Origin of the sequence: Xanthomonas indica (assembly GCF_040529045.1) — a bacterium.
GTDB lineage: Bacteria > Pseudomonadota > Gammaproteobacteria > Xanthomonadales > Xanthomonadaceae > Xanthomonas_A > Xanthomonas_A indica.
The window spans coordinates 1,005,186-1,031,774 of sequence record NZ_CP131914.1; the positions used below are offsets into that span (position 1 = coordinate 1,005,186).

The following is a 26,589-nucleotide window of genomic DNA, read 5'->3' on the forward strand; positions in this document are numbered from 1 at the left end:
TTCTTCGCGGCGAAGGTCACCGCATAATCATTCGGGACATGTCCCGTAGGAGCGGCTTCAGCCGCGACAGGATGTCCCGGTAAAGCGCGTCACGGCTGAAGCCGCTCCTACGGGGCGACTTGCGTCCGGCGCGAGCGTGACGGATGTGGCCTCTGTGCCCTGAAAGTCGCTCTCACAGCTGCAGCCTGCAGCCGGCATGGTAGGTGCACTGTGGGAGGGACTTCAGTCCCGACGCTGTCCGCCCTCGGCTCCCGTCCCGCGTGCTGCGTCGCGTTCATCGCGGCGAAGACCGTTCCCTGTCACTGACGCACTGCCTGGAGACGCGATCGCGGCTTAGTCCGCAAACGGGGAGCGCCCATAGAACCGCACCAGATGCGCGGCCACCTCGGGCATCTCGCGCTGCAGGCGCTCCGGCGCGGAGAAGTGGTATTCGCTGACCACGGCGAAGAACTCTTCCGGCGCTTCGGCGGCGTAGGCATCGATCTCGCTGGCGCGGCCGCGGTCCACGCGTGCGCAGAAGGCGTCGTAGCTGCGCTGGAAATCGTCGGCCCATTGCCGCTGCCAGGCGCGCGGCAGCAGCGGCGTGCCGTCCAGGACGCCGTCGAGGGCGTCGAGCTTGTGCGCCATCTCGTGCACGGCCACGCAGTAGCCGGCACGCGGATCGTCCAGGTCGGCCTGCACGTCGGCCCAGGACAGGACCAACGGGCCGCTGTCCCAGGATTCGCCGATCAACTCGTCTTCCCACTCGTGCAGAACGCCGGCCGCGTCGACATGGCTGCGCTGCACGCGAAACGCGTCCGGGTAGACCAGCAGCTGCGACCAGCCGCTCATACCGCCGACACCGTACTCCAGCAGCGGCAGGCAGCACAGGGCGGCAAGCAGACCGCACTGCCGGGCATCCAGCTGCAGGCCGCCCAGCGGCGAGATGGTCTTGCGGTGCAGGAACGCGCTGGCCAGCGCGCGCAGCCGCTGTTCGCGCGGCGCATCCAGGGCCGCGACCCAGGCGCAGTCGCGGCGCACGGCCTGCCAGGTGGCGTCATCGATGGCGGCGGGCGTCGACCACAGTCCGCGCAGCCAGCGTGGAATCAGCGGAACATCCCCGGCAGGAAGCTGTGCCACTTCGGCATGCGCATGCGCGGCACCAGGTCGCTGTCGCTGCCGCCGCCCGTGGTGGTCGAGGCCGGCTTGCCGGTGGAGGCGGGCGCATGCGTCGTGGGCGGACGCGTCGGCGTGCTGTCGGCATCGGCCGCCTCGCCGTAGGTGCAGTCGGTGTGCGGCTTCTCCGCCAGCACGTTGGACGCGTGGGCGGCAGCCAGTGGCAGCAGCAACAGGAGCAGGCAGGACAGGGAACGGCGCATCGTCGGCATCCAGGGCGAGCGGCGGTGAATCCCGATTCTAACGCGGTTTTCACCCGCTGCAGGACCCCGGCCCTGGGCGCCCGAAGGGCGTTGCCGCATACTTTTCGGTTTACGAGGTCGCGCCGTTGCGCGCCCGGGGGCGAAACGAGGCGATGGAACCGGCGTTGGACGAGCGCGAACTGTTGGCTAGGCTCAGCCAGGGCCCCGTGTCCGGCGATGCCCTGGCGCGTGCCTGCGGGCTGACCCGGGCGGCGGTATGGAAGCGCATTCAGGCACTGCGCGCGGCTGGGGTGGAGATCGAGGGCCGGGCCGGCGAGGGCTATGGCCTGGCGCGGCCACTGGAACTGCTCGACCCCGCGGCGATCCGGGCCGGGCTGAGCGGGCCGGCCCGCACCGAGCTGGCCGGGCTGGAGGTCGCCTGGAGCCTGGTCTCCAGCAACACCACCCTGCTGCAGCGGCCGGCGCCGGCGCAGGGCAGCGACGTGCTGCTGGCCGAGCGCCAGACCGGCGGGCGCGGCCGCCGCGGCCGGGTCTGGGCCTCGCCGCTGGCGGCGCACCTGTACCTGTCGGTGGCGCGCAGTTTCCAGGGCGGGCTGGGCCGGCTGGGTGGCCTGAGCCTGGCGGCCGGCGTGGCGGTGGCCGAAGCCCTGCATACGGCCGGCTTCGCGACGGTCGGGCTGAAGTGGCCGAACGACCTGCTGGCCGACGGGCGCAAGCTGGGTGGCCTGCTGGTGGAAGGCGGTGGCGAGTTCGCCGGGCCGGCGCGGGCGGTGATCGGCCTGGGCCTGAACGTGGCGATGCCATCGGCCAGCGCCGCGGAGATCGACCAGCCGTGGACCGACTTGACCCGCCTGGCCGGTGGCGCAGTGTCGCGCAACGCGATCGCCGCGGCGGTGCTGTCGCACCTGCTGCCGGCGTTGGCGTTGTTCGACACCGAAGGGCTGGCGCCGTTCCTGCCGCGCTACGCCGCGCTGGATCTGCTGGCCGGACGCGCGGTGCGCATCGACGATGGCGGCCAGGTACGCGAAGGCACGGCGTTGGGGCTGGCCGAGGACGGCGCGCTGCGGGTGGCCTTCGCCGACGGCGAGCAGCCCGTGCATGCGGGCGACGTCAGCGTGAGGGCGGCATGAGCGACTGGCTGTTCGACCTGGGCAACTCGCGCTTCAAGTTCGCCGCGCTGGCGTACGGGCAGGTGGGCACGGTGCAGGCCTGGCCGCATGGTGCCGAAGCCATGGACGCGGCGGCGGTGGCGGCGCTGCCGCAGGGCGGCACCGCCTATGTCGCCAGCGTCGCCGCGCCGGCCCTGACCGCCACCGTGTTGGAGGCGCTGCGCACCCGCTTCGCGCAGGTGCAGGTGGCGCGTACCGAGGCCGTCTGCGCCGGGGTGCGGATCGCCTATGCGCGACCGCAGGCGTTCGGCGTGGACCGGTTCCTGGCCCTGCTCGCCGCGCATGGCGGCGGCGACGTGCTGGTGGTGGGCGTGGGAACGGCGCTGACCGTGGACCTGCTCGACCGCGACGGCCTGCATCGCGGCGGCCGCATCGCGCCGTCGCCGACCGTCATGCGCCAGGCCCTGCAGCAGAAAGCGGCGCAGCTGCCGGCCGAGGGCGGCGATTACCACGAGTTCGCCACCGACACCGCCGATGCGCTGGCTTCCGGCTGCGACGGCGCCGCGGTGGCGCTGATCGAACGCAGCCTGCAGCAGGGCGAGGCCCTGCTGGGGCGACGACCACGGCTGCTGTTGCATGGGGGTGGCGTGCCGCCGCTGTTGCACGCGCTGCCGCCCGCCGAGCAGCGCCCCGCGCTGGTCCTGGATGGATTGGCGCTGTGGGCGCAGGCACATGCCGCGGCCGGTGCCGCCTGAGCGGGCCGGCGCTGGCGGCTGCGGCGACGGCGCCGTGGCCGGGCGACCTTCGGCCAATGTCTCTCCCAAGCCGTACCGCACGCTCTAGAATCCGGCCATGCTCGTTCGCGCCCTGCTCGTCGTCCTGACCATCCTCAACCTCGGCGTCGCGGTGTGGTGGGCGATGCAGCCGCCGACCCCGCCGTCGGCGCCGATGCCGGCCGTGCCGGCCGGGGTGGCGACGTTGCAACTGGTCCACGAGGCGCCGTCGCCGGCCGCCACGCCGCCGCCGCCGGCGGCCGCACCTGCCGCTGCGCAGGACAGCGTCGCCGCCGCCGATGCGGCCGACTCCACTCCTGCACCGGCCAGCGCACCGGCGGCGGCCACGACCGCCGCGCCGGCAACCACGTCCACGCCGCCTGCCACCGCCCCTGCGCCCGCTCCCAGCCAGGCCCAGGCCGAGCCTGCGGCAGCGCCCGCCGCCGACGCAGCGGTGTGCCTGAGCGTAGGGCCGTACGCGGACCGCGACGCGGCGCAGGCGGCCGTCGCCACGCTGGCTCCGGGGGCGACGCGTCCGCGCCTGCGCGAGGCCGCCGACGGCGACGCCACCAGCTTCCGCGTGCTGCTGCCGACCATTGGCGGCGAGGACGGCCTCAGGCAGGCCACCGAGCGCATCGTCGCCGCCGGCATCCGCGACTATTACCCACTGCGCCAGGGCGATGCCGGCAATGCCATCGCCCTGGGCCAGTACCGCAGCCGCGAGGGCGCCGAGCGGCGCCGCCAGGAACTGGCCCGTGCCGGCTTCAACGCCGACCTAATCCCCAGCGGCGGCAACGGCCAGTCGCGCTGGTGGCTGGACTTGCGCGCCGACTCCGCCGCGCAGGCCGCGGTCCTGCGCCACCAGCTTGGCGCCGCGCGCCTGCGCACCGTGGACTGCGCCACGCTGCGCTAGAATGCGGCGCCTGCCGGCGTTCAGCGCCGCACCATCGGGCGTGTCGAGGTCCGCGCCAGCAGGTAGACTGCCCCGGGCCCGCCCGCAGGCGTCGTGCCCCTTGCCGCTTTAGCTCAGTCGGTAGAGCAACTGTCTTGTAAACAGTAGGTCATCCGTTCGATTCGGATAAGCGGCACCAAACCCACCTTTTCGGTGACTCCCAAACTTCCCCGTATTGGCACAAAGTCGCGCTAAGCAGGTTGTTCTCGGACCATGCGACGGCCACGCGTAGCATCGCCGGCATGCGCTACAAACTGCCTCCTGACTTCGAGTGGGAACCTACTAACCGATGGGCGCAGGATTGGCTTAGGTGCGGCATGCGGATCGTGGCCGGAGTCAGCCAGACAGCCATTCATGGGGCCTGGATTGCTGGCACCGCATCTGTCTCCGCGCCCCGTTCAGGTCGTTGCTATTCTTCTAGTCTCAATCCCTCCCGCGCGTACCGTAGGCGCGCGGGAGGCCAACCACAAGGATTGACTAGGACGTGACAGGTCTACCCAAGCCGCCCGTCGAGATAGAAGAAATTCTCGGGCGTTCAGAGCAGGGACGCACGCGACCTTTCCTTTGTCGTTGTGATGACGACGCGCTCTACTACGTTAAGGGCACGTTCGCCAATCGCCGCAGCTTGATTTGCGAATGGGTTGCTGGGAGATTGGCAACCGGATTTGGCCTCAACGTGCCTAGCTTTGAGATCGCGTACGCGCCTAAAGAGCTTGTAGAGTTGCACCCAGAGGGACGTGATCTCGGCTTCGGTCCCGTGTTCGCCTCTCAAGTTGCCCCGAATCTGAATGAAATACTTTTCACGCAACTCGGGCGCGTGCCGCTGAAAGTTCGGCAGGATGTGGTCGCATTCGATTGGTGGATCAACAATCCTGATCGCACCCTCACCGCCATGGGAGGCAACCCCAACCTGCTTTGGAATGCTAGTAGTGAGCAACTAGTGGTGATCGACCACAATCTGGCCTTCGACCCGGCCTTCGATGCCGGCGCATTCCGTGAGACTCACATCTTTCAGAATGAGTTCAATGCTTTGCGCGCTGATCTCGTGCTCATGGCACAATACGCAACTCGTATGCAGAAGACGTTAGAGTTGTGGGACCACACTTGGGAGTTGATTCCGGAAGAGTGGCTGTTCCACGATGACGAGCAGACTGTACCAATCGATTTCGACCCCGTCGCCTGCAGACAATTTTTGTCACGGTGTAGCACTGAGGAACTGTGGAGGCTCCCATGACTATGCGAGTCCCTTGCCAATACGCCATCATCCAATTCATGCCGTACCCAGAGACGGGTGAGTTCGCGAATGTTGGAGTTGTCCTCGCGTGTCCTCAGTTACGTTTTCTGGACACTCGTATTGCACCGATCAAACGCACAAAGCGTATTACTGACTTCTTCGAAGGGCTTGAAGCCAGGGTTTATCGGGAGGCCCTGCGGTACATCGAGGGCGACTTGATGAGGCTCGGTAGCGCTGTGAACTCTGGCGAAGTTCCAGCGCGGTTGGCTTTCGATGAAATTACTCGCCCTCGGGAGGCACTAATCCGGTTCGGAGCTACCCGTACGATCATGGCCTCTGACCATCCGCACAAGACGTTGCAGCTACTCTATGACCGATTTGTGGAGCGTGACTTCGCGACTAAGGAATATCACGAAACGACGATGCGCCAGCGTTTGGACGAGTTGCTTGTGACCGCTGACCTGCGTGCTTATTTCACTGATACATTCGTAGGCGACGAGGACTATCCAGTCAAATTTCCATTCGTTTCGACTGGCCCCACTGCTTCGCAGATTGTGATAAAGCCGCTCAATCTAACGCAAGAAGAGCCATATAAGATATTTGAGCATGGAAATTTGTGGATATCTAGGATAAATCGTCTTAGGAAACACAGAAGGCTTCCAAAAACAGTGCTTTTTGCCATTGATAAAGCTAGCGACGGAAAGAAAAGGCTCAAGGCTGCAGAGGAGGTCGCGGCTGATTTGCGCGAGGCCGGTGCTATTGTCGAACCATTGGTCCATACGGACGCTATTCTAAAAGTCGCTGAGATGGCAAAGCCCAACGACTGATTTTTACAAACCCCGCTACGGCGGGGTTTGCTTCAATGGTGCCGATCGCTATGGAACCTTGTTCGACTTCCACTCGGGAATAGCGGGCTATTGCTTTGCAGTTGTCTCGATTGCAGAACGCAAAATCACTGGCCAACCATGCGCGTCTAGGTAGTGCCGTATCCCATTCTACTGAAGAAACTTAGCCTGCCGAGCACGCTGGGGCGAGCGGCAAAGCTCTGCCACTTCACTGCGAGATAGGCATGGCTGAGGCATTAGCACTCTGTTCGCAGGTTACCCTCACCGTGCCGATGAACGCAGACAGGATAATGACCGCTGCCCAGCTCAATCTGAATACGTGAGACGGGCGGTCGGTATCCTCCCATCATGACCAAGACTCGATGCGGAAGCTAAGCCGCTTGGGCGCACGCCAAGGCGGCGGACTACGATCGCCAGCCATGGACATGCCCAGGCCAAGCCTGGGAATGGCGGGTGCGCCGGCGACAAAGAGACGGCGCGGCACACCAGTTAGGCAAGAGGCCGCCCGCTTTCGGGCGATCGCAGGCTGGGCTGCCCGTAGCCGCCTAGGCAGCTCCCTCGCTGAGCGCCTTCAGCTCGCGCATGGGCAACTGCCCGTGGTTGCGACAATGCGGGCAGGTCAAGAGGGCGGCGCCTACCGGCATGTCCAAGGTTCCGTCGCCGCTGAAGGCGTACCAGCTGTAGTCGCATTTTTTGCAGTCGGCGCTGACGCTCCGAATGCCGACCCACTGCAGCCCCCGGCCCGATAGCCCATTTGCCGGGCTGTGCTTGGCCTCTGCCTCGAGGATGGTGAACTCTTCGGTCTCAATCATGGGTAGTCTCCGCGGCCTGTCCCATGCTACCGCCGCGCCTGTTCGCTATGCTGGACGCAAACGTCACCCCCGACCATTTTGAAGACGGGTAAGGTGGTCCCAATCAGGTCGAGGCTTCAAGGGGGCCGATACGGGAAACCCCGTTCCGGCATGCGTTTCCCTACCCGGGCGCACGAAAGGCACACGCCACCCCTGAAAGCCTTGCAGGGCAAGGGGATTCGTGTCCGATAAGTGGCACCATCTCTCGCTCCGTCGGCACCTGCAGATGTCCGCGGCGCGCCAGCAACACGCTGAAACAGCGGCTTTTTGCTTTCTGTCGCGTGTGCTCACGACTATCCATCCGGACTGCGCGACCGGCGCGGCGGATTGGCAAGCACGCAGCAGCAAACGCGCGAAGCAATAGCCCGTCAACCGAAGCGCGCTTGGATCACGGTGCGCTGTTGGGAGTGGCGCTACGCGCTTCGCGGTAACAGCAAGGCCTGCGCGCGCGCGGAGAGCGGGCATCCCTGCTGCTGCAAGAAGGCGATGGCCTCTCTGGTGCGCCGGAGCAGCCCGCTGTTCGCGATGAAGGTCGTCTTCGCTGCCTGGAACTCCAGCACGACGTTCTCGGTTCCCCATGTCTTCCGGTAGTCTACCCTGGCGATCTCACGGTACGGGCGGGTGCGCGTGCGCAGGACGCGGTACTCCACGTGGTCCGCGTGCAGGATCAGCGTGGGGTTCAGGCTGTTGTGCGCCCATGCGAACCAGGGAAGGAACGTGAGCCCGGCGAAGGCGGCCTCCAGGGTCACGATCAAGGGCTTATCCAAGGCGATCTCCAGAAGCGGCGGAGAAGCTTAGCCAGCCTGCGTCGTCGACGTCCAACCGCACGTCGTTGGCATGTGTCGCGCCGACTTGGTGCGAGTTTCCTTGGCCGGACGATCCGACCAAGCGCGCCCGCCCTCTTTGGGCAAAGCGCGGGCGACGCAGAACGCGCGATACGGTGTTGCCAGTCATTGGAGGCTTGCGTCGATGGCGTGTGCATCGATGCGTTGCCTCTCCAGGCGCCGGCCCCGACTTCTCGCATCCGGCACAGCCGCCGATGTCCCGCATGCGTCGCACCCCGTCATTCAACACGGCTGCAACTTCCACGCGCGCGCCACCTGCTGCGCCGCGGCGGGTCGTGTCATGCCGGTCCCGCTAGACTGGGCCACTTTTTTTGGCTGGAGCGTATGCGCATGAAGTCGTCTTTCTTGCCGGTGTCCCTGATCGGCGTGCCTACCGACATCGGTGCGGGTCATCGCGGTGCGCGCATGGGGCCGGAGGCACTGCGCATCGCCGGCCTGCACGAGGCGCTGGCCAATCGTGGCGTGGAGGTGCGCGACATCGGCAACATCGACGGTCCGCGCAATCCCTGGCAGGCGCCGGTCGACGGCTATCGCCACCTGGTCGAAGTGGTGGCCTGGAACCGCGCGCTGATGGAGGCCAGCTATGCCGAACTGCGCGACGGGCGCATGCCGATCGTGCTCGGCGGCGACCACTGCCTGGGCATCGGCTCGATCACCGCAGTGGCGCGGCATTGCCGCGAGCAGGGCCGCAAGCTGCGCGTGTTGTGGCTGGACGCGCACTCGGACTTCAACACCAGCGAGGTGACGCCCTCGGGCAACGTGCACGGCATGCCGGTGGCCTGCCTGTGCGGGCTGGGGCCGCAGGCGCTGACCGAACTCGGCGGCAGCGTGCCGGCGCTGCGCCCGGAGCAGGTGCGGCAGATCGGCATCCGCTCGGTCGACCCGGACGAGAAGCGGCTGATCAAGCAGCACCGCGTCGACGTGTACGACATGCGCTACATCGACGAGATGGGCATGAAGCGGACCATGGAGGCGGCGCTGGACGGGCTGGATGCCGACACCCACCTGCACGTCAGTTTCGACGTGGACTTCCTCGACCCGAGCATCGCCCCGGGCGTGGGCACCACCGTTCCGGGCGGCCCCAATTACCGCGAGGCGCAGCTGGTGATGGAGATGATCGCCGACAGCGGACGCATGGCCTCGCTGGACATCGTGGAGCTGAACCCGGTGCTGGACCATCGCAACCTGACCGCGGAACTGGCGGTGGACCTGGTGGAGAGCCTGTTCGGCAAATCGACGCTGATGCGCGACTGATCCGGTGGCGTCAGCCTGAATGGGCCGCCGGTTCATTCACGTGAAATCCACAGTCGTGACGGCAGATTCACCGCCAGACGGTAGCGCGGCGACGCCTATCGCCGTCCACCCGACCACCTGCGATTGCCCGAGGAAGACACGATGAAGCGACTGACCACCCTGTTGATGCTGACCCTGTTCTGCGCTGGCGTGCTGACCGGCTGCAACACCGTTGCCGGCGCCGGCAAGGACATGCAGAAGGCGGGCGAGAAGGTGGAAGACAAGGCGCAGGATTGCAGCGCTGGCAAGTGCTGAGTTTCGCGCGGCCTGTGTGCCGCGTCCCATGACCAAGTAAAGGAGTGAAACCCATGAAGCGTACGTTTGCGTGGATGCTGCTGGCGATGTTCTCGGTGGGCCTGCTGTCCGGCTGCAACACCGTTGCCGGTGCCGGCAAGGACGTGCAGAAGGCGGGCGAGAAGGTCGAAGACGCTGCCAAGAACTGAGCCTGGTCTCAGTCACGAAAAACGGGTCGGCTTGCCGGCCCGTTTTTTTTGCGTGGCCACCGGCTAAAGCGTAACGATTCACCATGCTCATGCATCGCTGACGCTGCGTTGATCGGGTTGCGACACCGGCTGCGCGATGCTGCATGACCGGCGCGCAGCGCCGTTCACACATCACGAGAGATGCCATGAACAAAGACATCATTGCCGGCAAGTGGACCCAGCTCAAGGGCAAGATCAAGGCGCAGTGGGGCGACCTGACCGACGACGATTTCGACGTCGCCGAGGGCAACACCCAATACCTGGCCGGCAAGCTGCAGGAACGCTATGGCTGGGCGCGCGACCGCGCCGAGAAGGAAGTGCACGCCTTCCGCGACAGCCTGGGCAAGGAATACCACGACTGAGCCGCGCACCGCGGCAGCGTCGTCGACACGGGCCGCCTCGCGGCCCGTGCTTTTTTTGCGGGTGTGCTGGCTCAGCGCGCCGGCGGATCCGGCACGTAGTCGCCGGGAAAGGCGTTCGGCGCGACCGCCACGCGCGGCGGCGGCAGGTCGCGCGGCAGCACGCCGCGGGCCACAAGCCGCGCGCGGCTGTCGTAGCGCACCTCGGTGCGTTGCATCGGCACGTCGCTGGCACGCTGGAACTCGGTGACGCGCGAGGGCGACCATTCGCGCGCGCCGTGGCCGGTGCCCAGACGCTGTTGCATGGCCGCAGGGGCGTTGCCCTCGCGCGCAGATGCCCGCGCGTCGGCCGCCGGGGTCGCGGCGAGCGGCGCGGCCGCACTGCGCTCGGGAATGCCTGCGGCCGCTGCCGGTGCAGGCACCGCGTTCGGCGCCGGGATGCCCGGTGTTGCCGCACGCGCGGCTTCGGTGGCGAGCTTGTCGGTGTCGGCGTTCGCGTCGCTCAAGGCGGCATCGGGCCATGCCCGCGCTTCGTCGAACACCGCCATGCCGATCACGCCGACGTTGCGCGGGCGTCCGGTGCGTGCCGCGTAGCTGTCGTCCAGGTCGGTGAACACGAACTGCGCCACGTCCTCGGACGATTTGCGCCAACCGGCGATCTCGGTGCGTTGCCAGGGCGACAGCACGTAGCCGCGCTGGTCGCTGGCCGCGGTCTGGCCGCTGACCGCGTTGACGCCGTCCACCGACAGCACCACCAGCACCCGTGCGCCGGTCAGGTTGGTCAGGCGCAGCGCGTAGCGGTGGCCGGGCGTGGCCGCGATCCAGCGCTCGCCGCGCCAGGCGTGCACGGGCAGCGGCACGCCGCCGGCGTCGCGATCGATCACCTGCAACTGCACCGCCGGCGCCGAGGCCGGTGGCGCAGGCAATGGACGGAAGCCGCACAGCCCGCCGATGCATGACAGCGCGAAGGCGAGGGCGGCGAGGGAACGGCGGGGCAGGGACGGCGCAGGAACGTGCATCGCGGCGACTCCAGGACGGGGACGCCGGATTGAACGCCCCATGCGCCGGAACGGGGTTGTCGCGCAGCGGGTAAACTCGACGGGTTACTTCCCGGACCGTCCCTTCCGCATGACCACCCGCGTTCTCACCGGCATCACCACCTCCGGCACGCCGCACCTGGGCAACTACGTCGGCGCCATCCGTCCCGCGTTGCAGGCCAGCCGGCGCCCCGGCATCGAGAGTTTCTTCTTCCTGGCCGACCTGCACAGCCTGATCAAGGCGCAGGATCCGGCGCGCACCCAGCGCTCGACCCTGGAGATCGCGGCGACCTGGCTGGCCGCGGGCCTGGATCCGGCGCAGGTGTGGTTCTACCGCCAGTCGGACGTGCCGGAGACCAACGAGCTGACCTGGTTCCTGACCTGCGTCGCCGGCAAGGGCATCCTCAACCGCGCGCACGCCTACAAGGCGGCGGTGGACAAGAACCGCGCCGACGGCGAGGACGACGATGCCGGCGTCACCGCCGGCTTGTTCATGTACCCGGTGCTGATGGCCGCCGACATCCTGCTGTTCAAGGCGCAGCAGGTGCCGGTGGGCCGCGACCAGATCCAGCACATCGAAATGGCGCGCGACTTCGCGCAGCGCTTCAACCACGTCTACGGCCGCGAGCACTTCGTCCTGCCCGATGCGCTGATCGACGAACAGGTGGCGACGCTGCCCGGGTTGGACGGGCGCAAGATGAGCAAGAGCTACGACAACACCATTCCGCTGTTCGCCCCGCGCGAGGAGCTGAAGAAGCGGGTGTTCGCCATCGTCACCGATTCGCGCGCGCCCGGCGAGCCGAAGGACACCGAGGGCTCGGCCCTGTTCCAGCTGTACCAGGCCTTCGCCAGCGCCGAGGAGACGGCCGCGTTCGCGCAGGCGTTCGCCGCCGGCATCGGCTGGGGCGAGGCCAAGCAGCAGCTGTTCGAGCGCATCGAGGCCGAGATCGCGCCGATGCGGGTGCGCTACGAGGCGCTGATGGCGCGCCCGCAGGACATCGAGGCGATGCTGCGCGACAACGCGCAGCGCCTGCGCGAACGCTATGCAATCCCGTTCCTGGCTGAACTGCGGCACGCGGTGGGCCTGCGCGATCTGGCGGCGCAGGCCGGCGGCGCTGCCGACACGGCGACGGCCAAGCCGGCGCTGCCGAGCTTCAAGCAGTACCGCGAGGCCGACGGCCAGTTCTACTTCAAGCTGCTCGATGGCGAGGGCACGCTGCTGTTGCAGAGCGGCGGCTTCGCCTCGCCGCGCGATGCCGGGCAGACCATCGCCGCGCTCAAGCAGGCCACGCAGGCCGATGCGCTGCAGGCGGCACCGGTGACCCTGGCTGCGCCGGCCGAGACGGTGCTGGCGGCGCTGGCGCGGTTGCGCGAGGCGGGCTGAGCACACGCGGCGGTTCGTCGTAGGAGCGGCTTCAGCCGCGACAAGCATTCCCAGGAAGGCCTGTCGCGGCTGAAGCCGCTCCTACAGACGAATGACGCGTTCTATTGCGACATCCGCAGCGCGTGTGTTTGCTGGGGCGTATGCAGTCGGGACTGACGTTCCTCCCACAAACGGCGCCTACATCGTCTGGGCCGCTACGTCATTCGTCCTCACCTGGCCCTTGCCGCGCAGCACTGGCAGCGCCCTCCATACCGCCTAGAATGGAGCCTCGCCCAGCCACGCTTCTGCGCCATGCCACGCGATCCCAGCATCCATCTCGTCGACACCGGCTTCCAGCGCGCGCAGTTCGATGCCGCCTACCTGATCGTGGAGAACGGGCGCGGCGCCTTCGTCGACTGTGGTACCAGCCATGCCGTACCGGTGCTGCTGGACGCATTGGCGCACGCCGGCCTGGCGCCGGCCGACGTGGACTGGCTGATCCTCACCCACGTGCATCTGGACCACGCCGGCGGTGCCGGTGCGCTGCTGCAGCACCTGCCGAACGCGCGCCTGCTGGTGCATCCGCGTGGCGCGCCGCACATGATCGATCCGGCGCGGTTGATCGCCGGCGCCACCGCGGTGTACGGCGAGGCGGAGATGGCGCGCAGCTACGGCAGCATTCTGCCGGTGCCGGCAGAGCGCGTGGTGGTGGCCGAGGACGGCCATCGCGTGTCGCTGGCTGGACGCGAACTGCTGTGCATCGACACTCCGGGGCACGCACGGCATCACCTGTGCGTGTGGGACGCGCGCAGCCGCAGCTGGTTCAGTGGCGACACCTTCGGCCTGTCCTACCGCGAACTGGACAGCCCGCGCGGTGCGTTCGCGATCCCGACCTCGTCGCCGGTGCAGTTCGAGCCGGAGGCGATGCAGGCCTCGATCCAGCGCATGCTCGGCTACGCCCCGCAGACGCTGTATCTCACCCACTACGGCCCGGTGGCAGGCGCAGAAACGCTGGCGGCGGAACTGCTGGAGCAACTGGAGGCGATGGTGGCGATCGCGCGCGGCTGCGACGGCCGTTCCGACCGCCATCGTTGCCTGGTCGCGGCGCTGACCGCGTTGTATCTGGAGCGCGCGCGGCTGCATGGCTGTCCGCTGGACGATGCCGGCGTGGAGCGGGTGCTGCACATGGACATCGAGCTCAATGCGCAGGGCCTGGCCTGCTGGCTGGACCGCCTCGCGCGCTGAACGGCACCTCGCCTCGCGCACGCGAAAACGTCGCCGCGCTGTCTCGGCGCGACGCCATTCTCTACACTGTGCGGCCCGCTTGTTGCCAGGTCGTGACCGTGAACCCGATGCGCATGTTGCTGCTGTCCGCTTCCCTGTTCATGGGAGATGCGGCACAGGCGGCCAACGATGCGCTGGCCGGCGAGACCGGCGGCGACGCCGACGCACTGGAGCGGCATGCGTTGCCGGCGTGCGATGCGTCTGAAGGCCGTGGCCCGGCGATGCCGGGCTGAGCGATCTCGCAGGAAGACGATGCCGGGTCTGCGGCACGCTGGCCACCACGGCAAGCGGGTTGCGCAGTGCTGGCGCCTGTTGGCGATGGCCGCCGACGCGCACGGTTGTGGCAGAAGGGACTTCCCAATGGTGCTGCAGGGTCATCCGTAGGAGCGGCTTCAGCCGCGACGGGCGTTATCGGTCACGCCTGTCGCGGCTGACGCCGCTCTACGGGGGACGTGCGCTGTCGGGCGCGTCGTGACGAGAAGGGCCGCCGACCGGTCAGACGCACGCTGGCGCTGCAGGGCCGCCGCCGCTCAGGCGGTGGTATCGATCAACCCGCCGACGATGCCCTGATTGAGCAGGTCGCCGGTCACCGTGCCGCTGAGGCTGGGGTTGGACTGCAATAGGGACGACAGCTGCGGGGACAGGCCCTGGCTGCTGAAGACACCATTGGCGTTGTACAAGCCGGGCATCGACGGTGGCGCGCTGATGGTCCCGAGCAGGCCCTCGTCGTACGTCTGGGTGGCCTGGTCGAGGGTGGGATACGGCGAGGTGGTCGTCGAGGTCGCGGTGCCGGTGCCGCTGGTCGACGTCGAGGGATCGGTGCTGGACCCGGAGGTGCCGGTGGTCGTGGTCGAACGCGCGTCGCTCGGGCCCGCGCTGACGATGCTGTTGAACAGCCCGGCTGCGTTGTAGGTCAGGCCCGTGTCGGCCGGGATGGTCCCCGCGAGGCCGCCGAGGCTGAAGATCACCGAGGCGTCGCCGGACAGTTCCACGGCCTGCTGCACGGCGGCCGGATCGTTGCTGCTGACGACCGGATTGCCGGCCTGGGCCGCGTCGCTGGAGGCGCCGGGGCTGGAAAAACCATACGGCGAGGCGCCATACGGAGTGACGGTGCCCAGCGGCGACAGTGCGGTATCGATAGCCATGGCGGTGCTCGGCGAGCAGGTGTATGTGCGTACAGATACGCCCGTGCGGCTGAACCGTCTCTTAGGTCTTTCGGGTGACCGCGCAGCGCCGGAGCAGGTGCCAGCCGCGTCGGCATGGACGTCCATTGATCGGCGAAGACGTCAGTGCCGGAACTGCATTGAGCAGCACACTCCTTGCGCGAGACCGATCGCGTTTCCTCCGCGGGAGCGCGGCGCGGGACGGCCGCGCACAGGGCGGCCACTGACGCGACGCGGCGCGCTCGTACTGGCCTGCAACACCGGCCTGGTGGTGCGGGTGGCACGCCGGGCGCCGCTGCGGCGGGTGGCGGCCGGCTGTGCTGCCACGGTGAATGACCCGCCGGCACCCGCTACGGTTATCGCGCCAGCTGTGGCGAATCACCGTCTCGCCGCGCCGACGCGACCCTGCAGGCAGTCGGGCGCCTCAGCGCGATGGGCGGCGCGGCGTGGACTTGCAGGGATACCGTTTGGCCAAGGCCTGCACGACCAGGTCGCTGGCGCGCGCGTCCAGGCGCGTGTCGGGCAGCGCGCCGAGATCGGCGACCAGGGCCTGGACATCCGGTGGACCGGACTGGCCGGCCGGTCGGCACCATCGCACGCCCTCGCTGCCGGCCGCGATGCCGAGCATGTAGGCCGCCGCCGTGCGCGAGGACACCATGACCCGCAGTTCCTGCGGTTGCTGCGGACCCAGGTCGGCCGCCAGCGAGCCGTCCAGCGGGGCTTCCAGCAGCTGGTGCCCGGTCAGATCCCAGGGCGCAGCGGGCGTGCTTGCCGCGCTGTTGCTGCCGAGCGCGGCCAGCAAGGGCAGCGCGATCCAGGTGCGGTGTGATGTCATCCACGACTCCTTTCTCGACGAGTGATCTGCACGCGGCGGCGGCGCGACACGCGCGGTTCCGACGGCTTGCGCGCAGAGCAGGTGCTCTAGAATAGCGCCCCCGCTGTCTCTGGCGCCGTCCCATGCCGTCCGCTCCTGTCGCCGCCGCGCCTGCGCGCGGTGGCTTCGTCGTTCTCGCCCTGTTCCTGGTCTACGTCGTCTGGGGCTCGACCTATCTGGCGATCCGCTTCGCCCTGGAAGGCGGTGCACCGCCGCTGAGCGTGGTGTCCGGGACCCGCTTCGTGATCGCCGGCAGCGTGCTGTACGCGGTGCTGCGCTGGCGCGGCGTGGCCGCGCCCACGCGCGCGCAGTGGCGGCCGCTGGCCATGCTCGGCGCACTCATGCTGGTCTGCGGCAATGGCCTGGTGGTGCTGGCCGAGCGCCAGGTGTCGTCGGGGTTGGCGGCGGTGGCGGTGGCCTCGGTGCCGCTGTGGATGGCGCTGTTCGGCATGCTGCGCGGCCACCATGCCAGCCGCGGCGAGTGGCTGGGTATCGTGGTCGGCTTCGCCGGGGTGGTGTGGCTCAACGCCGGCAGCAGTCTCACTGCCAGTCCGCTGGGCCTGGTGCTGCTGTTGATCGCGCCGATCGGCTGGGCGTTCGGCTCGGTGTGGTCGCGCGGGCGCGACCTGCCGATGCCGTTCATGGCGGCTGCCGGGCAGATGCTGTGCGGCGGCGTGATGCTGGTGGCGATCGGCCTGCTCAGCGGCGAACGCCTGCACACCCTGCCGAGCGCGCAGGGCCTGCTGGCGGTGGCCTACCTGTGCGTGTTCGGCTCGATCGTCGCCTTCACCGCCTACGTGTGGCTGCTGCAGAACGTGCGCCCGGCCCTGGCCGGCAGCTATGCCTACGTCAATCCGGTGATCGCGGTGGCGCTGGGCAGCTGGCTCGGCCATGAGCGCTTCAGCGCCAGCGACGTCGGCGCGATGGCGGTGATCCTGGCCGGGGTGGTGGTGATCACCGTGGCGAGGACCCGGCGATGACCGCGGCCTCCGCGCAGGACGCGCGGCGCGGGCTGTGGATCACCGCGGCGACCTTCGCGCTGTGGGGCGTGGTGCCGGTGTACTGGCACCTGCTGCAGGCGGTGCCGTCGCCGCACATCATCGCCCACCGCATCGTCTGGAGCACGCTGCTGGTGGTGGCGTGGCTGGCGTACAGCGCGCGCCTGCAATGGTGGCGACGCATCGCCGCGCAGCCGCGCGCGCTGGCCACGCTGGCGCTGAGCAGCCTGGCGATCGCCTTCAACTGGGGGCTGTACATCTGGGCGGTCAATGCCGGCCACGTGATCGAGACCAGCCTGGGCTACTTCATCAATCCGCTGGTCAACGTGCTGCTCGGGGTGCTGGTGCTGCACGAGCGGCTGCGCCCGTTGCAGTGGCTGGCGGTGGCCTGCGCCGCGCTCGGCGTGGCCTGGCTGACCGTCGACGCCGGCACGCTGCCGTGGATCGCGCTGGGCCTGGCCGGCTCGTTCGGCCTGTATGGCCTGCTGCGCAAGCTGGTGCAGGTGGATGCGGTGGCCGGGCTGGGCGTGGAGAGCCTGTACCTGTTCCTGCCGGCGCTGGGCTTCGTGCTGTGGGGCGAGGCTGGTCACGGCGGCGGCTTCGCCGGCGAATGGGGCTGGCGCAACGACCTGCTGCTGGCGTTCGGCGGCGTGGTCACCGCGGTGCCGCTGATCGGCTTCGCCTACGGCGTGCGGCGCATCCCGCTGTCGCTGGTCGGGCTGCTGCAGTACATCGCGCCGAGTCTGCAGTTGCTGCTGGGCGTGTGGTTCTTCCGCGAGCCGTTCGACGCCGGCAAGGCGATCGGCTTCGCCGCGATCTGGATCGGGTTGCTGCTGTTCGCCGGTGAGAGTCTGTGGCGGCGAGCGGGGATTCGGGATTAGGGATTGGCAAGAGCCTGAACCGCCGCGGAACCAGCAGGCCGACAGTACAGCCCGCTGTTACGAATCCCCAATCCCGACTCCCCGCTTTCCACAGCCGAATGGCTGGTCATCCCGCCGCTCAGCCGCGGCTACCGCTCGCGGCAGGGCCGCCCGTCAGCTGTAGCTCCGGATCCAGGCGCGGCGGCAGCGGCTGCGGGCAGCGGCCGCCGTGGCGCGGCGCCGGCAGGTCGGCGAACCAGTCCTCCACGGTCGGCGCCAGCAGGTCCAGCCGCATCGGCAGGCTCAGGTGGTTCTCGCCGGGCATCTCCAGGTAGTGGGCGCGCGGGGCGTCCAGCGCCAGCAGGCGGCCGTGCGCCACCGGGATGTGCTGGTCGGCGCTGCCGTGCAGCAGCAGCACGCAGGTCGGCGCGGCGCGCGCGGCGGCGGTGACGTCGACCTGGTCCAGGTTCAGCGCCAGGCGCTGGTTGGCGTTGGCGATCACCGCGTCCAGGTTCTGCCCGCCGTAGCGCCAGCGCGCCAGGTCCATCGCCGCGCTGGCCATCCAGCCGCGCGGGCGACTGGCGAGCATGTGCGGGATCATGTCGCGGATGCCGCGGCCGGCGTTGGCGAACGATTCCATCGCGACCACGCCATCGACCTGGTCGCCGAGCTTCTGCGCGGCGAACAGCGCGGTGGCCGCGCCATAGGACACACCGAACAGGTACACCGGGCCCTGTACCTCGCCGCTGGCGCGCAGGGCGCGGATCACCGCGACCACGTCGTCGGACTCGCGGGTGCCATAGCCGGCCGGGCCGCCGCCGGAGCGGCCGTGGTTGCGCAGGTCGATGCTGATGCTGCGGTAGCCGGCCTGGGCCAGGTCCAGCGACCACGGCAGCAGCGAGTCGCCGTCCATCATCCAGCCGTGCAGCAGCACCACGGTGCCGCGTGGGGCGGCATGCGTGGCGGGCGCCGGGGTCGCCACCTCCATGGCGAAGTCGGCGTGCTCGTGGCCGCCGGCGTCGCGGCCGGCGTGCTCGTAGCGGTAGCGCATGTGGTAGTCGCCCGGGTCGATCGCGCGCCAGAAGATCGGGATGCCGCCCGGCACCACCACGTGGCCGCTGCGGTTGGGCAGGGTCGCCAGCAGGCTCTGGATGCGTTCCTCGTCCATCAACGGCGACACGCCGCCCGGCGCGACCAGGCGGTCGCTGAGCGAGGTGGAGGAGCAGGCGCTCAGCCACAGGCTGGCGCAGAGGACGAGCAACAGGCGCAGGCGCGAGGACATGGACGTGGCGGCGTGGAACCAAATGGCCGCGCAGGCTAGCGCCTCGGCGGCGGCCGTTCTACCGCGTTTCGATGACGAAACGATGACGCGTCATCCGCCATTGGGCCGGGCCGGGACAGGGGTCCCGGCCCGGTGCGTTCAGCGCTGGCGTTACAGCGCGCGCAGGGCGGTGGTGATCGGCAACCGCGCCGCACGCAGCGCCGGGAACAGGCCGCCGACCAGGCCGATGCCCAGCGCCCACTTCAGTCCGGTCCACAGCAGCGGCGGGGACACCTTGAACTGGAACACCACCTGGCTGAAGTTGCTGCCCAGGGTGGAGACGCTGTAGCCGTTGAAGATCGCCCAGGCGATCAACCCGCCCAGCACCCCGCCGAGCAGCGCCAGCAGCATGGTCTCCAGCATCACCGCCATCACCACCGGCAGCCCGCGGAAGCCGAGCGCGCGCATGGTAGCGATCTCGCGGGCGCGGGTGGCGACCGCGGCGTACATGGTGTTGAGCGCGCCGAACACCGCACCGATCGCCATGATGGTGCCGATGAAGGTGCCCAGGACCTCCAGCACCTTGCTGAGATTGCCGCCCTGCTTGCGGTAGTACTCGCGGGTGGTGAACACGTCCAGCTTCAGCCGCGGGTCGGCGTCCATCGCCGCCTTGAACTGGCGGAAGCCGTCCTGGCCCTGGGTGCGCACGCTGATCGACTGATAGGCGCTGCGGTTGTAGGTGGTGGCCAGGGTCTGGGTGTCGGTCCACAGCTCCGAGTCGTGGGCGTCGCCGCTGGCGAACACGCCGACCACGGTCCAGGTCTGGTTGCCCAGGGTCAGGGTCTGGCCGAGCTGCAGGCCGCGGAACTGCGACTGCGCGCCCTTGCCGACCACGATCTCGCGCAGGCCGGGGGTGAAGCGACGGCCCTGCAGGATCTTGACCTTGTCGTGCACCGTCCAGCCCTGCTCGCCGACGCCGCGAAACTGTGCGTTGACGTCGGTGCCGTCGGACTTGGACAGCAGGTTCACCACCTGCGACAGCTCCGGCGAGACCAGCGGGCGGTTGTCGGCGCCGCGCGCCACGCCGGCCAGGCTGGCGATCAGCGGCACCTGGTCGCGGGTGATGACCGAGTTGGTCTCGGCCTGCGAGCCACCGCGCAGCACGATGGCGGTGGTGTCGTCGCCGGTGCTCTCCAGGGTCGCCTGGAAGCCCTGGCCCATCGCCAGCATCGCCACCAGCACGCCGACCACGCCGGCGATGCCGACCACGATCACCGAACTGGCGCCCCAGCGCTGCGGCAGGCTGGCGATGCCGATGCGCGCGGCCGCCAGCGACAGCCGGCCGCTGCGGGTGACCAGCAGCAGCACGGCGAGCACCGCCACCAGCGCCAGGACCATGAACCAGGGCAGGGCGATCCAGATTCCCAGGCCGATCGCCAGCGCCGCGATCGCCAGGACATTCCATAACCATTGCATCTTCATTGCGTTGTTCCTCGGGTCTGCGTCGCCGTCCGTGGCATCGATGTGCTGGAGAGAAAGCGCGGGCTCAACGCCCGGCCAGGGCGTCGACGATCTTCAGCCGCTGCGCGCGCAGCGCCGGCAACAGGCCGACCACCACGCCGATGACCAGCATCAGCGCCGCGCCGATCAGCCAGGTCTGCACCGGCACCGCGTGCACCGGCAGCGCGCCGCGGCTGGCGCTGGCCAGCACCGGGATCGCCGCCGCCGCCAGCGCCATGCCGAGCAGGCCGCCGAGCACGATCAGCAAGACCGACTCCACGATCACCAGGGTCAGCACCGTGCGGTCCTGGAAGCCCAGGGTCTTGAGCGTGGCCAGTTCCGGGATGCGCTCGCGCACCGCCTGCGCCATGGTGTTGCCGGTGAGCAGCACGAGGGTGAAGAACACCGCGCCCATGATCGAGGTGACGATCAGGCCGATGTCGGCGAACTGCTTGACGAAGGCCTGCTGGAACGCCGACTCGGTCTGCGACTTGGTCTCGTGGTCGGAGTTGGCCGACAGCGCATCGATCGCCTGCGCCACGCGCGAGGCGTGCTCCGGGTTGTCCAGCCGCACCGTGTACCAGCTGACCTTGCCCTTGATGTAGTCGTTGCTCTCGTCGAAGTACTTCCAGTTCATCATCAACTGGTTCTCGGCCTGCACGTTGGCGCGGTCCTTGGCGCGGAAGATCGCCTTCAGCTCCAGCGGCCAGTCGTTGCTGCCGCCACGCGGGAAGATGGTGGCCTGCAGCGGGATCACGTCGCCGACCTTCCAGCCATGCTTCTTCGCCAGCGCTTCGCCCACCGCCGCCCCGGTGCGGGTGTCGCGGAAGGCCTTGAGCTGCTCCGGCGGCATCTCGTATTCGCTGTACACGTCGAAGAAGTTCGGCGCGACCGAGAAGTTCGGAAAGAAGTCCTTGGGATCCTTGTAGATGCCGCCGAACCACATCGCATAGGTCACGTCGCGCACGCCGGGCACGCTGCGGATCTGCGCTTCCAGGCGCACCGGCAGCGACTGGGTGATCGACAGGCGCGAGGCCACGACCAGGCGGTTGACCCCTTCCACCGAGCCGCCGGCGGTGAACGCCACGCGCACCGAGTCGAGCAGGCCGAACAGCAGGAACGCGACGATCACCGAGAACAGGGTCAGCACGGTCCGCGTCTTGCTGCGGAACAGTTGCGCCCAGATCAACGAGAAATACTTCATGGCATCGCCTCGCTCAGTGCGCGGCCGGCGCGTCGGCCAGCTCGCCCTTGTCCAGGTGCACGGTATGGGTGGCGTACTCGGCGGCCTTGGGGTCGTGGGTGACCATGACGATGGTCTTGCCATGGCTGCGGTTGAGTTCCTGCAGCAGGCCCAGCACGTCCTCCGCCGAGCGCCGGTCGAGATCGCCGGTGGGTTCGTCGCAGATCAGGAAGGTGGGATCAGAGACGATGGCGCGGGCGATCGCCACGCGCTGCTGCTGGCCGCCGGACAGTTCGCTGGGCTTGTGGTTGCGGCGCTCGGCCAGGCCGACCAGGGTCAGCGCGATCTCGGCATTGCGCTTGCGCTGGGCGGCGCCGAGCGAGGTCAGCAGCAGCGGCAGTTCGACGTTCTTCTGCGCGGTGAGCATCGGCATCAGGTTGTAGAACTGGAACACGAAGCCGACGTGGTGGCTGCGCCAGGTGGCGAGCTGGCCGCCGCTCATGCGGTCGATGCGCTGGCCTTCGATCTCGATCTCGCCGCCGCTGGGCGAGTCCAGCCCACCGATCAGGTTGAGCAGGGTGGTCTTGCCAGAGCCGGACGGGCCCATCAGGGCGACGAAGTCGCCGCGGGCGATATCCAGGTCGATGCCGTGCAGGACCTGGACTTTCTCGGGGCCGCGCTGGTAGGTCTTGGTGACGTTGCGCAGGGTGACGAGGGTGGACATGGTGGTGTTCCTGGCGGTGGACGAGGTGGAGGCGATGTGGTCGCCGATGGCGGCGAGGGATTACGGTTGCGGTTGCGGTAGCAAGTGCACTTGTTGCTTCTGCTCTTGCTCTTGCTGTTGCTGTTGCTGTTGCTGTTGCTGTTGTTCTTGCTTTTGACTTGCCGGGTTCCCTTCCGAAGCGGCGGCCAGCGCGGGGAAAAACCCCGAAGGGGCGGCGTACATGGATGTACGCCGTCCGCGGCAGGGGCAGGATGCCCCTTCCGCGGATCCCCGTGCTGGACGCGGACCCGGAGCGCGTTAGCGCGGAGGGCGCGTAGGCAGGGTGTGCTTTCTTTTGGTTACTTTTCTTTGCACAAGCAAAAGTAACTCGCCGCAAGGCGAAAGCTTTTGCTCTTGCATTTGCCGCGACTGCGGTTACCGCTGGATTGTAGGAGCGGCTTACGCCGCGACATGCATGACCGATTACGTTGGTCGCGGCTGAAGCCGCTCCTACAGACCTTCTCGTCTGACACGCAAAATTCAAGCAACAGCAAAGGCTTTCGCCCTAACGGGCGAGTTACTTTGATCAGCCTTCGGCTGCTGAGAAGCACTTCTTTGCTCGCGCAAAGAAAAGTAACCAAAAGAAAGCGCGCCCTGCCTTGCGCCCTCCGCGCTGCGCGCTCCGGGTCCGCGGATGCACCGGGGATTCGCGGAAGGGGCATCCTGCCCCTGCCGCGAACGGCGCACATCCCTGTGCGCCGCCCTTCGGGTGTTTCCCCGGTCCATCCGCCGCTGCGGAAGGGAACCCGGTAAGTCAAAAGCAAGAGCAACCGCAACGGCGGTGAAGCAACAGCAGAAGCAACAGCAACGGCGTCACTCGGGTACTCGTTTCCCCATGGCAATTGCGCCGAGGGGATCGGAAAAGCAGAAGCAAGCACGGCAACAGCAACTGCAAGAACTGGAGCTTGAGCGATTTGGCTGCGGCAGGCGCAGTTGGAACTGACTACATCGGACAGCTACGACGTCGAGGCGCTGGTGCAGTGCGCAGCGCGCCCTTGTGCGTTGCTACTGCGCCGCGGCCTCCGCCGTCTTCACCTGCATGCCGGCATGCAAGGCCTCCGGCGGATCCAGCACCACCGTGTCGCCGGCGGCCAGGCCGGACAGCACCTGGCGGTCGTCGCCCAGGGCGATGCCGGTCTTCAGCGCACGCTGCTCGACCGTGTTGTCCTCCTTCACCGCGAACGCCACGTCCTGGCCGGCACGCTTGACGATCGCCGCGCCCGGTACCCGCACGCCCTGCGGCGTGTGTTGCGCCTGCGGCTGCGGCGCCTCCAGGAAGCTGACCCGTACGCCCATCTCCGGCACGATCCGCGCGTCCTTCTGCTTCAGCGCCACCCGCACCTTCACCGTGGCCTTGCCGCGGTCGGCGGAGGGGATGATCGCGATCACCTCGGCCGGGATCTTCCAGTCCGGATACGCGTTGAGCACCGCTTCCACCGGCATGCCCGGCTTGACCCGGCCGATGTAGGACTCGCCCACCTCGACCTCGATTTCCAGCGAATCCATGTCGACGATGGTGCCGATGCCGGTGCGGGTGAAGCCGCCGCCGGCCGACAGCGGCGAGACGATCTCGCCCGGCTGCGCCGCCTTGGCGGTGACCACGCCGGAGAACGGCGCGCGCACGATGGTGTTGTCGACGTTGAGATCGGAGATCGACAGCTGGTTGCCGGCCACCGCCACGTTGCGCTGCGCATTCTGCAACTGCGCACGCAGGGCATCGCGCTGCGCCACCGCCTGCTCGTACTGCGACCGCGAAACCAGTTGCTGGCCGGCAAGGGTCTGCAGCCGCTGCGCGTCGGCATCGGCCTGGCGCACCTGCGCCTGCATGTTGGCCACCAGGCTGCGCGCCGCGTCCAGTTGCGAGGCCGACAGCACCCGCTGCGCGTTGGCGTCGATCGGGTCCAGCGTCGCCATCACCTGGCCTTCCTCCACGCGCATGCCTTCCTCGATGCGCACCTCGCGGACCTTGCCGGTGATCTTGGCCGACACCGTGGCCATGCGCCGCGCCACCACGTAGCCGCTGGCGTCCAGCACCGAGGCACTGCTGCTGCCGGGGGCGATCGCCACCACCGCGGCGGTGCGCACCTCCAGCGGCTTGCTGCGGCCGAACAGCAGCCAGGCGCCGGCGCCGAGGGCGAGCAGCACCACCAGCAGCACCACGGCGATCCACAGTCCGCGCCGCGACGGCGGCTCGCTCGGCGGCGCCTTGCGGTCGATACGGAGTTCCTTGAGCAGGTCGGAGGAAGTACTCATCGTGTCCTTGAACGAAACGGTCGGCGCGCTGCAGTGTGCGAGTCCCGGGCCGCCGTTGGCATGGCCGGAAGTCACTTTCTGCGATGCGCTGTAGCGGGAGAACGCCGCCCCTCGGCGTGGATCGCAGCATGCGGCAATCGTGCCGGGGCTGCCAGTGACAGATGTCATTCGATGCAGTTGACGCGCCGCACTGGGCGGCGTCCCCGCCGCGGCGCAGCCTTGGCACTCCCTGCCACCACCGGAGTGTCCCATGCCCGACCACGATGCGTTGCCGCTGGCGCAGCTCAGCGGCGTCCACAAGCGCTACGGCGCGCTGCTCGCGCTCGATGGCGTCGACCTGCAGTTGCACCGCGGTCAGCTGCTGGCCTTGCTGGGCGCCAACGGCGCCGGCAAGAGCACCGCGGTCAGCCTGCTGCTCGGGCTGCAGACACCCGATGCCGGCAGCGTGCGCCTGTGCGGGCAGGACCCGCGCTCGCTGGCGGCGCGCCGCCAGGCCGGGGCGATGCTGCAGACCGCCGGGCTGCCGGAGACGCTACGCGTGGGCGAACTGCTGCTGCAGGCGCGGGGTTACTACCCGCGCCCGCGCAGCGTCGCCGATTGCGTGGTGCTGGCCGGGTTGGAAGGACTGATGGCGCGCCGCTACGGCCAGTTGTCCGGCGGCCAGCAGCGGCGCGTGCAGTTCGCGATGGCGATCTGCGGGCGGCCGCAGGTGCTGTTCCTGGACGAGCCCAGCACCGGCCTGGACATCGAGGCGCGGCAAGGCCTGTGGCGGGCGATCCGCGAACTGGTCGCCGACGGCTGCGCGGTGCTGCTGACCACGCACTATCTGGAAGAAGCCGAGGCGCTGGCCGATCGGGTGGCGGTGCTGCAGCGCGGCACGCTGATCGCCGAGGGCAGTGTCGCCGACCTGCGGGCGCGCTTCGAGCAATGCACCATCCGCTGCCGCAGCGCGTTGCCGGCGGCGCAGGTGGCGCAGTGGCCGCAGGTGCGCCGCGCCGACACCCGCGACGGCGTGCTCGAGGTGGTCGCCGAACCGGCCGAACCGGTGGTGGCGCGGTTGCTCGCCAGCGATCCGGCGCTGACGGCGCTGGAGGTCCGCCGCGCCGGCCTAGCCGACGCCTTTCTCGCCATCACCCGTGCGGAGGCCGCATGAACCCGATCGATCTTTCCGTTGTCCCTCCGGCGGCCACTTGGTCGTTGCGCGACCAGTTCGCGCTGCTGCTGCGCGAGATCCGCTACGAAGTGCTGCGCTGGCTGCGCACGCCGTCGTTCGCCTTGCCGACGCTGCTGTTCCCGCCGCTGTTCTACCTGCTGTTCGGCGTGCTGCTCAATCATGGGCGCCACGACGCGGCGGTGTACCTGATGGCCAGCTACAGCGTGTTCGGGGTGATGGCGCCGGCGTTGTTCGGGTTCGGTGTCGGCCTGGCCCTGGACCGCGAGCGCGGCCTGCTGGCGCTGAAGCGGGCGATGCCGGTGCCGCCGATGGCGCTGCTGCTGGCACGGACCGCACTGGCGATGGCGTTCGCGCTGGCGATCGGGATATTGCTGCAGGTGCTGGCCGGGTTGCTCGGCGGGGTCATGCTGAGCCCGGGCCAACGACTCTGGCTGCTGCTGGTCGACGTGCTGGGCACGTTGCCGTTCTGCGCGCTCGGGCTGGCGCTGGGCGCCTACGCCGGCGGCAGCGGTGCGCCGGCGCTGGTCAACCTGATCTATCTGCCGATGGCGTTCCTGTCGGGGCTGTGGATCCCGCTGCAGTTGCTGCCGGCGTGGCTGACCACGCTGGCGCCGCTGTGGCCGTCCTACCACCTGGGCCAACTGGCGCTGCGCGTGGTCGGGCAGGGCGATTGCCATGGCAGTGCCGGCCACGTCGCCGCGCTGCTGGCGGTGACGGTGGTGTTCTACGCGCTGGCGCAGCGGCGCCTGGGCCGCGGCTGATGGCACGCCGCGTC

27 protein-coding genes, 1 tRNA gene and 2 pseudogenes are annotated in these 26,589 nt (G+C 68.7%); 17 read left to right on the top strand and 13 right to left on the bottom strand.

Annotation, left to right across the window (positions count from 1 at the left end; translation table 11 throughout):
• Positions 1 to 333: 333 nt before the first annotated feature.
• The gene (locus Q7W82_RS04185; RefSeq protein ID WP_242160153.1) at positions 334 to 1,119 is read right to left on the bottom strand and encodes a M90 family metallopeptidase; all 786 of its coding nucleotides are present in this window, start codon (positions 1,117 to 1,119) and stop codon (positions 334 to 336) included.
• Entirely contained in the window at positions 1,086 to 1,367 is a 282-nt protein-coding gene (locus Q7W82_RS04190; RefSeq protein WP_242160154.1) for a hypothetical protein, read from the bottom strand. The genes Q7W82_RS04185 and Q7W82_RS04190 overlap by 34 nt, the downstream gene beginning before the upstream one ends.
• Positions 1,368 to 1,510: 143 nt before the next feature.
• Between Q7W82_RS04190 and birA the strand changes: the two genes are divergently transcribed.
• The 6 genes from birA to Q7W82_RS04220 all read left to right on the top strand — a co-directional run bounded on the left by birA (position 1,511) and on the right by Q7W82_RS04220 (position 6,253).
• Entirely contained in the window at positions 1,511 to 2,488 is a 978-nt protein-coding gene (gene birA, locus Q7W82_RS04195) for a bifunctional biotin--[acetyl-CoA-carboxylase] ligase/biotin operon repressor BirA (RefSeq protein ID WP_242160155.1), read from the top strand.
• Positions 2,485 to 3,222, top strand: a complete 738-nt coding sequence (locus Q7W82_RS04200) for a type III pantothenate kinase (RefSeq protein WP_242160156.1) — start codon at positions 2,485 to 2,487, stop codon at positions 3,220 to 3,222. The genes birA and Q7W82_RS04200 overlap by 4 nt, the downstream gene beginning before the upstream one ends.
• 97 nt (positions 3,223 to 3,319) lie before the next feature.
• Positions 3,320 to 4,153 (top strand): SPOR domain-containing protein, encoded by an 834-nt coding sequence (locus tag Q7W82_RS04205; protein WP_242160157.1) that lies wholly within the window; start codon positions 3,320 to 3,322, stop codon positions 4,151 to 4,153.
• Between the two features lie 102 nt (positions 4,154 to 4,255).
• Positions 4,256 to 4,331 (top strand) — tRNA-Thr (locus tag Q7W82_RS04210).
• Between the two features lie 345 nt (positions 4,332 to 4,676).
• Positions 4,677 to 5,426, top strand: a complete 750-nt coding sequence (locus Q7W82_RS04215) for a HipA family kinase (RefSeq protein ID WP_242160158.1) — start codon at positions 4,677 to 4,679, stop codon at positions 5,424 to 5,426.
• Positions 5,423 to 6,253, top strand: a complete 831-nt coding sequence (locus Q7W82_RS04220) for a DUF3037 domain-containing protein (protein WP_242160159.1) — start codon at positions 5,423 to 5,425, stop codon at positions 6,251 to 6,253. Before Q7W82_RS04215 ends, Q7W82_RS04220 begins: the two co-directional genes overlap by 4 nt.
• An 87-nt stretch (positions 6,254 to 6,340) precedes the next feature.
• Here Q7W82_RS04220 and Q7W82_RS04225 read toward each other — a convergent pair.
• The 3 genes and pseudogenes from Q7W82_RS04225 to Q7W82_RS04235 all read right to left on the bottom strand — a co-directional run bounded on the left by Q7W82_RS04225 (position 6,341) and on the right by Q7W82_RS04235 (position 7,871).
• Positions 6,341 to 6,508 (bottom strand): annotated as a pseudogene (locus tag Q7W82_RS04225) (DUF4224 domain-containing protein).
• 308 nt (positions 6,509 to 6,816) lie between these two features.
• Positions 6,817 to 7,083, bottom strand: coding sequence for a hypothetical protein (locus Q7W82_RS04230; RefSeq protein ID WP_242160160.1), 267 nt, complete (start codon positions 7,081 to 7,083; stop codon positions 6,817 to 6,819).
• Positions 7,084 to 7,535: 452 nt separating this feature from the next.
• Entirely contained in the window at positions 7,536 to 7,871 is a 336-nt protein-coding gene (locus Q7W82_RS04235) for a hypothetical protein (protein ID WP_242160258.1), read from the bottom strand.
• A 426-nt stretch (positions 7,872 to 8,297) separates the two neighbouring features.
• Here Q7W82_RS04235 and rocF point away from each other — a divergent pair, with 426 nt between their 5' ends.
• From rocF to Q7W82_RS04255, 4 genes are all read left to right on the top strand, one after another.
• Complete coding sequence (gene rocF / locus Q7W82_RS04240; RefSeq protein ID WP_242160161.1) at positions 8,298 to 9,221, top strand: arginase; 924 nt, start codon at positions 8,298 to 8,300, stop codon at positions 9,219 to 9,221.
• Between the two features lie 141 nt (positions 9,222 to 9,362).
• Positions 9,363 to 9,515 carry an entericidin A/B family lipoprotein gene (locus tag Q7W82_RS04245; RefSeq protein ID WP_010341023.1) on the top strand — a complete coding sequence of 51 codons (153 nt, stop codon included), beginning with the start codon at positions 9,363 to 9,365 and terminating at the stop codon, positions 9,513 to 9,515.
• Positions 9,516 to 9,568: 53 nt separating this feature from the next.
• Positions 9,569 to 9,703 carry an entericidin A/B family lipoprotein gene (locus tag Q7W82_RS04250; protein ID WP_010341024.1) on the top strand — a complete coding sequence of 45 codons (135 nt, stop codon included), beginning with the start codon at positions 9,569 to 9,571 and terminating at the stop codon, positions 9,701 to 9,703.
• Positions 9,704 to 9,888: 185 nt separating this feature from the next.
• Positions 9,889 to 10,104 (top strand): CsbD family protein, encoded by a 216-nt coding sequence (locus Q7W82_RS04255; RefSeq protein ID WP_010341025.1) that lies wholly within the window; start codon positions 9,889 to 9,891, stop codon positions 10,102 to 10,104.
• A 71-nt stretch (positions 10,105 to 10,175) separates the two neighbouring features.
• Here Q7W82_RS04255 and Q7W82_RS04260 read toward each other — a convergent pair whose 3' ends face one another.
• Entirely contained in the window at positions 10,176 to 11,120 is a 945-nt protein-coding gene (locus tag Q7W82_RS04260; protein WP_242160162.1) for a hypothetical protein, read from the bottom strand.
• Positions 11,121 to 11,229: 109 nt separating this feature from the next.
• Between Q7W82_RS04260 and Q7W82_RS04265 the strand changes: the two genes are divergently transcribed.
• The 3 genes and pseudogenes from Q7W82_RS04265 to Q7W82_RS04275 all read left to right on the top strand — a co-directional run.
• Positions 11,230 to 12,522, top strand: a complete 1,293-nt coding sequence (locus Q7W82_RS04265; RefSeq protein ID WP_242160163.1) for a tryptophan--tRNA ligase — start codon at positions 11,230 to 11,232, stop codon at positions 12,520 to 12,522.
• A gap of 291 nt (positions 12,523 to 12,813) precedes the next feature.
• Complete coding sequence (locus Q7W82_RS04270) at positions 12,814 to 13,746, top strand: MBL fold metallo-hydrolase (protein WP_242160164.1); 933 nt, start codon at positions 12,814 to 12,816, stop codon at positions 13,744 to 13,746.
• A gap of 107 nt (positions 13,747 to 13,853) precedes the next feature.
• Positions 13,854 to 14,006: pseudogene (locus tag Q7W82_RS04275) on the top strand (peptidase); the annotation flags it as partial.
• 309 nt (positions 14,007 to 14,315) lie between these two features.
• Here the strand turns inward: Q7W82_RS04275 and Q7W82_RS04280 are convergent.
• Together Q7W82_RS04280 and Q7W82_RS04285 are read right to left on the bottom strand one after the other, a co-directional pair.
• Complete coding sequence (locus Q7W82_RS04280) at positions 14,316 to 14,930, bottom strand: hypothetical protein (protein ID WP_242160165.1); 615 nt, start codon at positions 14,928 to 14,930, stop codon at positions 14,316 to 14,318.
• Positions 14,931 to 15,372: 442 nt separating this feature from the next.
• Positions 15,373 to 15,783 (bottom strand): Rap1a/Tai family immunity protein, encoded by a 411-nt coding sequence (locus tag Q7W82_RS04285; RefSeq protein ID WP_242160166.1) that lies wholly within the window; start codon positions 15,781 to 15,783, stop codon positions 15,373 to 15,375.
• Positions 15,784 to 15,905: 122 nt separating this feature from the next.
• Here Q7W82_RS04285 and yedA point away from each other — a divergent pair, with 122 nt between their 5' ends.
• On the top strand, positions 15,906 to 16,802 hold the full coding sequence (yedA, locus tag Q7W82_RS04290; RefSeq protein WP_242160167.1) for a drug/metabolite exporter YedA: 897 nt from the start codon (positions 15,906 to 15,908) through the stop codon (positions 16,800 to 16,802).
• Entirely contained in the window at positions 16,799 to 17,701 is a 903-nt protein-coding gene (gene rarD, locus Q7W82_RS04295; RefSeq protein WP_242160168.1) for an EamA family transporter RarD, read from the top strand. Before yedA ends, rarD begins: the two co-directional genes overlap by 4 nt.
• A 118-nt stretch (positions 17,702 to 17,819) precedes the next feature.
• On the opposite strand, the gene Q7W82_RS04300 is transcribed toward rarD, so the two are convergent.
• From Q7W82_RS04300 to Q7W82_RS04320, 5 genes are all read right to left on the bottom strand, one after another.
• A complete protein-coding gene (locus tag Q7W82_RS04300; RefSeq protein WP_242160169.1) occupies positions 17,820 to 18,962 on the bottom strand; it encodes an alpha/beta fold hydrolase in 1,143 nt (380 codons plus the stop codon).
• 150 nt (positions 18,963 to 19,112) lie between these two features.
• Positions 19,113 to 20,423: an ABC transporter permease gene (locus Q7W82_RS04305; RefSeq protein WP_242160170.1), complete on the bottom strand. Its 1,311-nt coding sequence runs from the start codon at positions 20,421 to 20,423 to the stop codon at positions 19,113 to 19,115.
• Positions 20,424 to 20,487: 64 nt separating this feature from the next.
• Entirely contained in the window at positions 20,488 to 21,645 is a 1,158-nt protein-coding gene (locus Q7W82_RS04310; RefSeq protein ID WP_242160171.1) for an FtsX-like permease family protein, read from the bottom strand.
• 13 nt (positions 21,646 to 21,658) lie between these two features.
• Positions 21,659 to 22,348: an ABC transporter ATP-binding protein gene (locus Q7W82_RS04315; RefSeq protein WP_010340093.1), complete on the bottom strand. Its 690-nt coding sequence runs from the start codon at positions 22,346 to 22,348 to the stop codon at positions 21,659 to 21,661.
• Positions 22,349 to 23,392: 1,044 nt separating this feature from the next.
• Entirely contained in the window at positions 23,393 to 24,640 is a 1,248-nt protein-coding gene (locus Q7W82_RS04320) for an efflux RND transporter periplasmic adaptor subunit (protein WP_242084766.1), read from the bottom strand.
• 250 nt (positions 24,641 to 24,890) lie between these two features.
• On the opposite strand from Q7W82_RS04320, the gene Q7W82_RS04325 reads away from it, so the two are divergent.
• Together Q7W82_RS04325 and Q7W82_RS04330 are read left to right on the top strand one after the other, a co-directional pair.
• Entirely contained in the window at positions 24,891 to 25,793 is a 903-nt protein-coding gene (locus Q7W82_RS04325; RefSeq protein WP_242160173.1) for an ABC transporter ATP-binding protein, read from the top strand.
• Positions 25,790 to 26,575, top strand: a complete 786-nt coding sequence (locus Q7W82_RS04330) for an ABC transporter permease (protein ID WP_242160174.1) — start codon at positions 25,790 to 25,792, stop codon at positions 26,573 to 26,575. The genes Q7W82_RS04325 and Q7W82_RS04330 overlap by 4 nt, the downstream gene beginning before the upstream one ends.
• The last annotated feature ends 14 nt before the right edge of the window (positions 26,576 to 26,589 follow it).

Coding starts and splice junctions, on each gene's coding strand:
- Q7W82_RS04260 (WP_242160162.1), bottom strand. CDS start 11,120: ATGCACGTTCCTGCGCCGTCCCTGCCCCGCCGTTCCCTCGCCGCCCTC.
- yedA (WP_242160167.1), top strand. CDS start 15,906: ATGCCGTCCGCTCCTGTCGCCGCCGCGCCTGCGCGCGGTGGCTTCGTC.
- Q7W82_RS04255 (WP_010341025.1), top strand. CDS start 9,889: ATGAACAAAGACATCATTGCCGGCAAGTGGACCCAGCTCAAGGGCAAG.
- Q7W82_RS04200 (WP_242160156.1), top strand. CDS start 2,485: ATGAGCGACTGGCTGTTCGACCTGGGCAACTCGCGCTTCAAGTTCGCC.
- Q7W82_RS04205 (WP_242160157.1), top strand. CDS start 3,320: ATGCTCGTTCGCGCCCTGCTCGTCGTCCTGACCATCCTCAACCTCGGC.
- rarD (WP_242160168.1), top strand. CDS start 16,799: ATGACCGCGGCCTCCGCGCAGGACGCGCGGCGCGGGCTGTGGATCACC.
- Q7W82_RS04315 (WP_010340093.1), bottom strand. CDS start 22,348: ATGTCCACCCTCGTCACCCTGCGCAACGTCACCAAGACCTACCAGCGC.
- Q7W82_RS04190 (WP_242160154.1), bottom strand. CDS start 1,367: ATGCCGACGATGCGCCGTTCCCTGTCCTGCCTGCTCCTGTTGCTGCTG.
- Q7W82_RS04250 (WP_010341024.1), top strand. CDS start 9,569: ATGAAGCGTACGTTTGCGTGGATGCTGCTGGCGATGTTCTCGGTGGGC.
- Q7W82_RS04285 (WP_242160166.1), bottom strand. CDS start 15,783: ATGACATCACACCGCACCTGGATCGCGCTGCCCTTGCTGGCCGCGCTC.
- rocF (WP_242160161.1), top strand. CDS start 8,298: ATGAAGTCGTCTTTCTTGCCGGTGTCCCTGATCGGCGTGCCTACCGAC.
- birA (WP_242160155.1), top strand. CDS start 1,511: ATGGAACCGGCGTTGGACGAGCGCGAACTGTTGGCTAGGCTCAGCCAG.
- Q7W82_RS04310 (WP_242160171.1), bottom strand. CDS start 21,645: ATGAAGTATTTCTCGTTGATCTGGGCGCAACTGTTCCGCAGCAAGACG.
- Q7W82_RS04280 (WP_242160165.1), bottom strand. CDS start 14,930: ATGGCTATCGATACCGCACTGTCGCCGCTGGGCACCGTCACTCCGTAT.
- Q7W82_RS04265 (WP_242160163.1), top strand. CDS start 11,230: ATGACCACCCGCGTTCTCACCGGCATCACCACCTCCGGCACGCCGCAC.
- Q7W82_RS04230 (WP_242160160.1), bottom strand. CDS start 7,083: ATGATTGAGACCGAAGAGTTCACCATCCTCGAGGCAGAGGCCAAGCAC.
- Q7W82_RS04245 (WP_010341023.1), top strand. CDS start 9,363: ATGAAGCGACTGACCACCCTGTTGATGCTGACCCTGTTCTGCGCTGGC.
- Q7W82_RS04270 (WP_242160164.1), top strand. CDS start 12,814: ATGCCACGCGATCCCAGCATCCATCTCGTCGACACCGGCTTCCAGCGC.
- Q7W82_RS04305 (WP_242160170.1), bottom strand. CDS start 20,423: ATGAAGATGCAATGGTTATGGAATGTCCTGGCGATCGCGGCGCTGGCG.
- Q7W82_RS04330 (WP_242160174.1), top strand. CDS start 25,790: ATGAACCCGATCGATCTTTCCGTTGTCCCTCCGGCGGCCACTTGGTCG.
- Q7W82_RS04220 (WP_242160159.1), top strand. CDS start 5,423: ATGACTATGCGAGTCCCTTGCCAATACGCCATCATCCAATTCATGCCG.
- Q7W82_RS04320 (WP_242084766.1), bottom strand. CDS start 24,640: ATGAGTACTTCCTCCGACCTGCTCAAGGAACTCCGTATCGACCGCAAG.
- Q7W82_RS04300 (WP_242160169.1), bottom strand. CDS start 18,962: ATGTCCTCGCGCCTGCGCCTGTTGCTCGTCCTCTGCGCCAGCCTGTGG.
- Q7W82_RS04325 (WP_242160173.1), top strand. CDS start 24,891: ATGCCCGACCACGATGCGTTGCCGCTGGCGCAGCTCAGCGGCGTCCAC.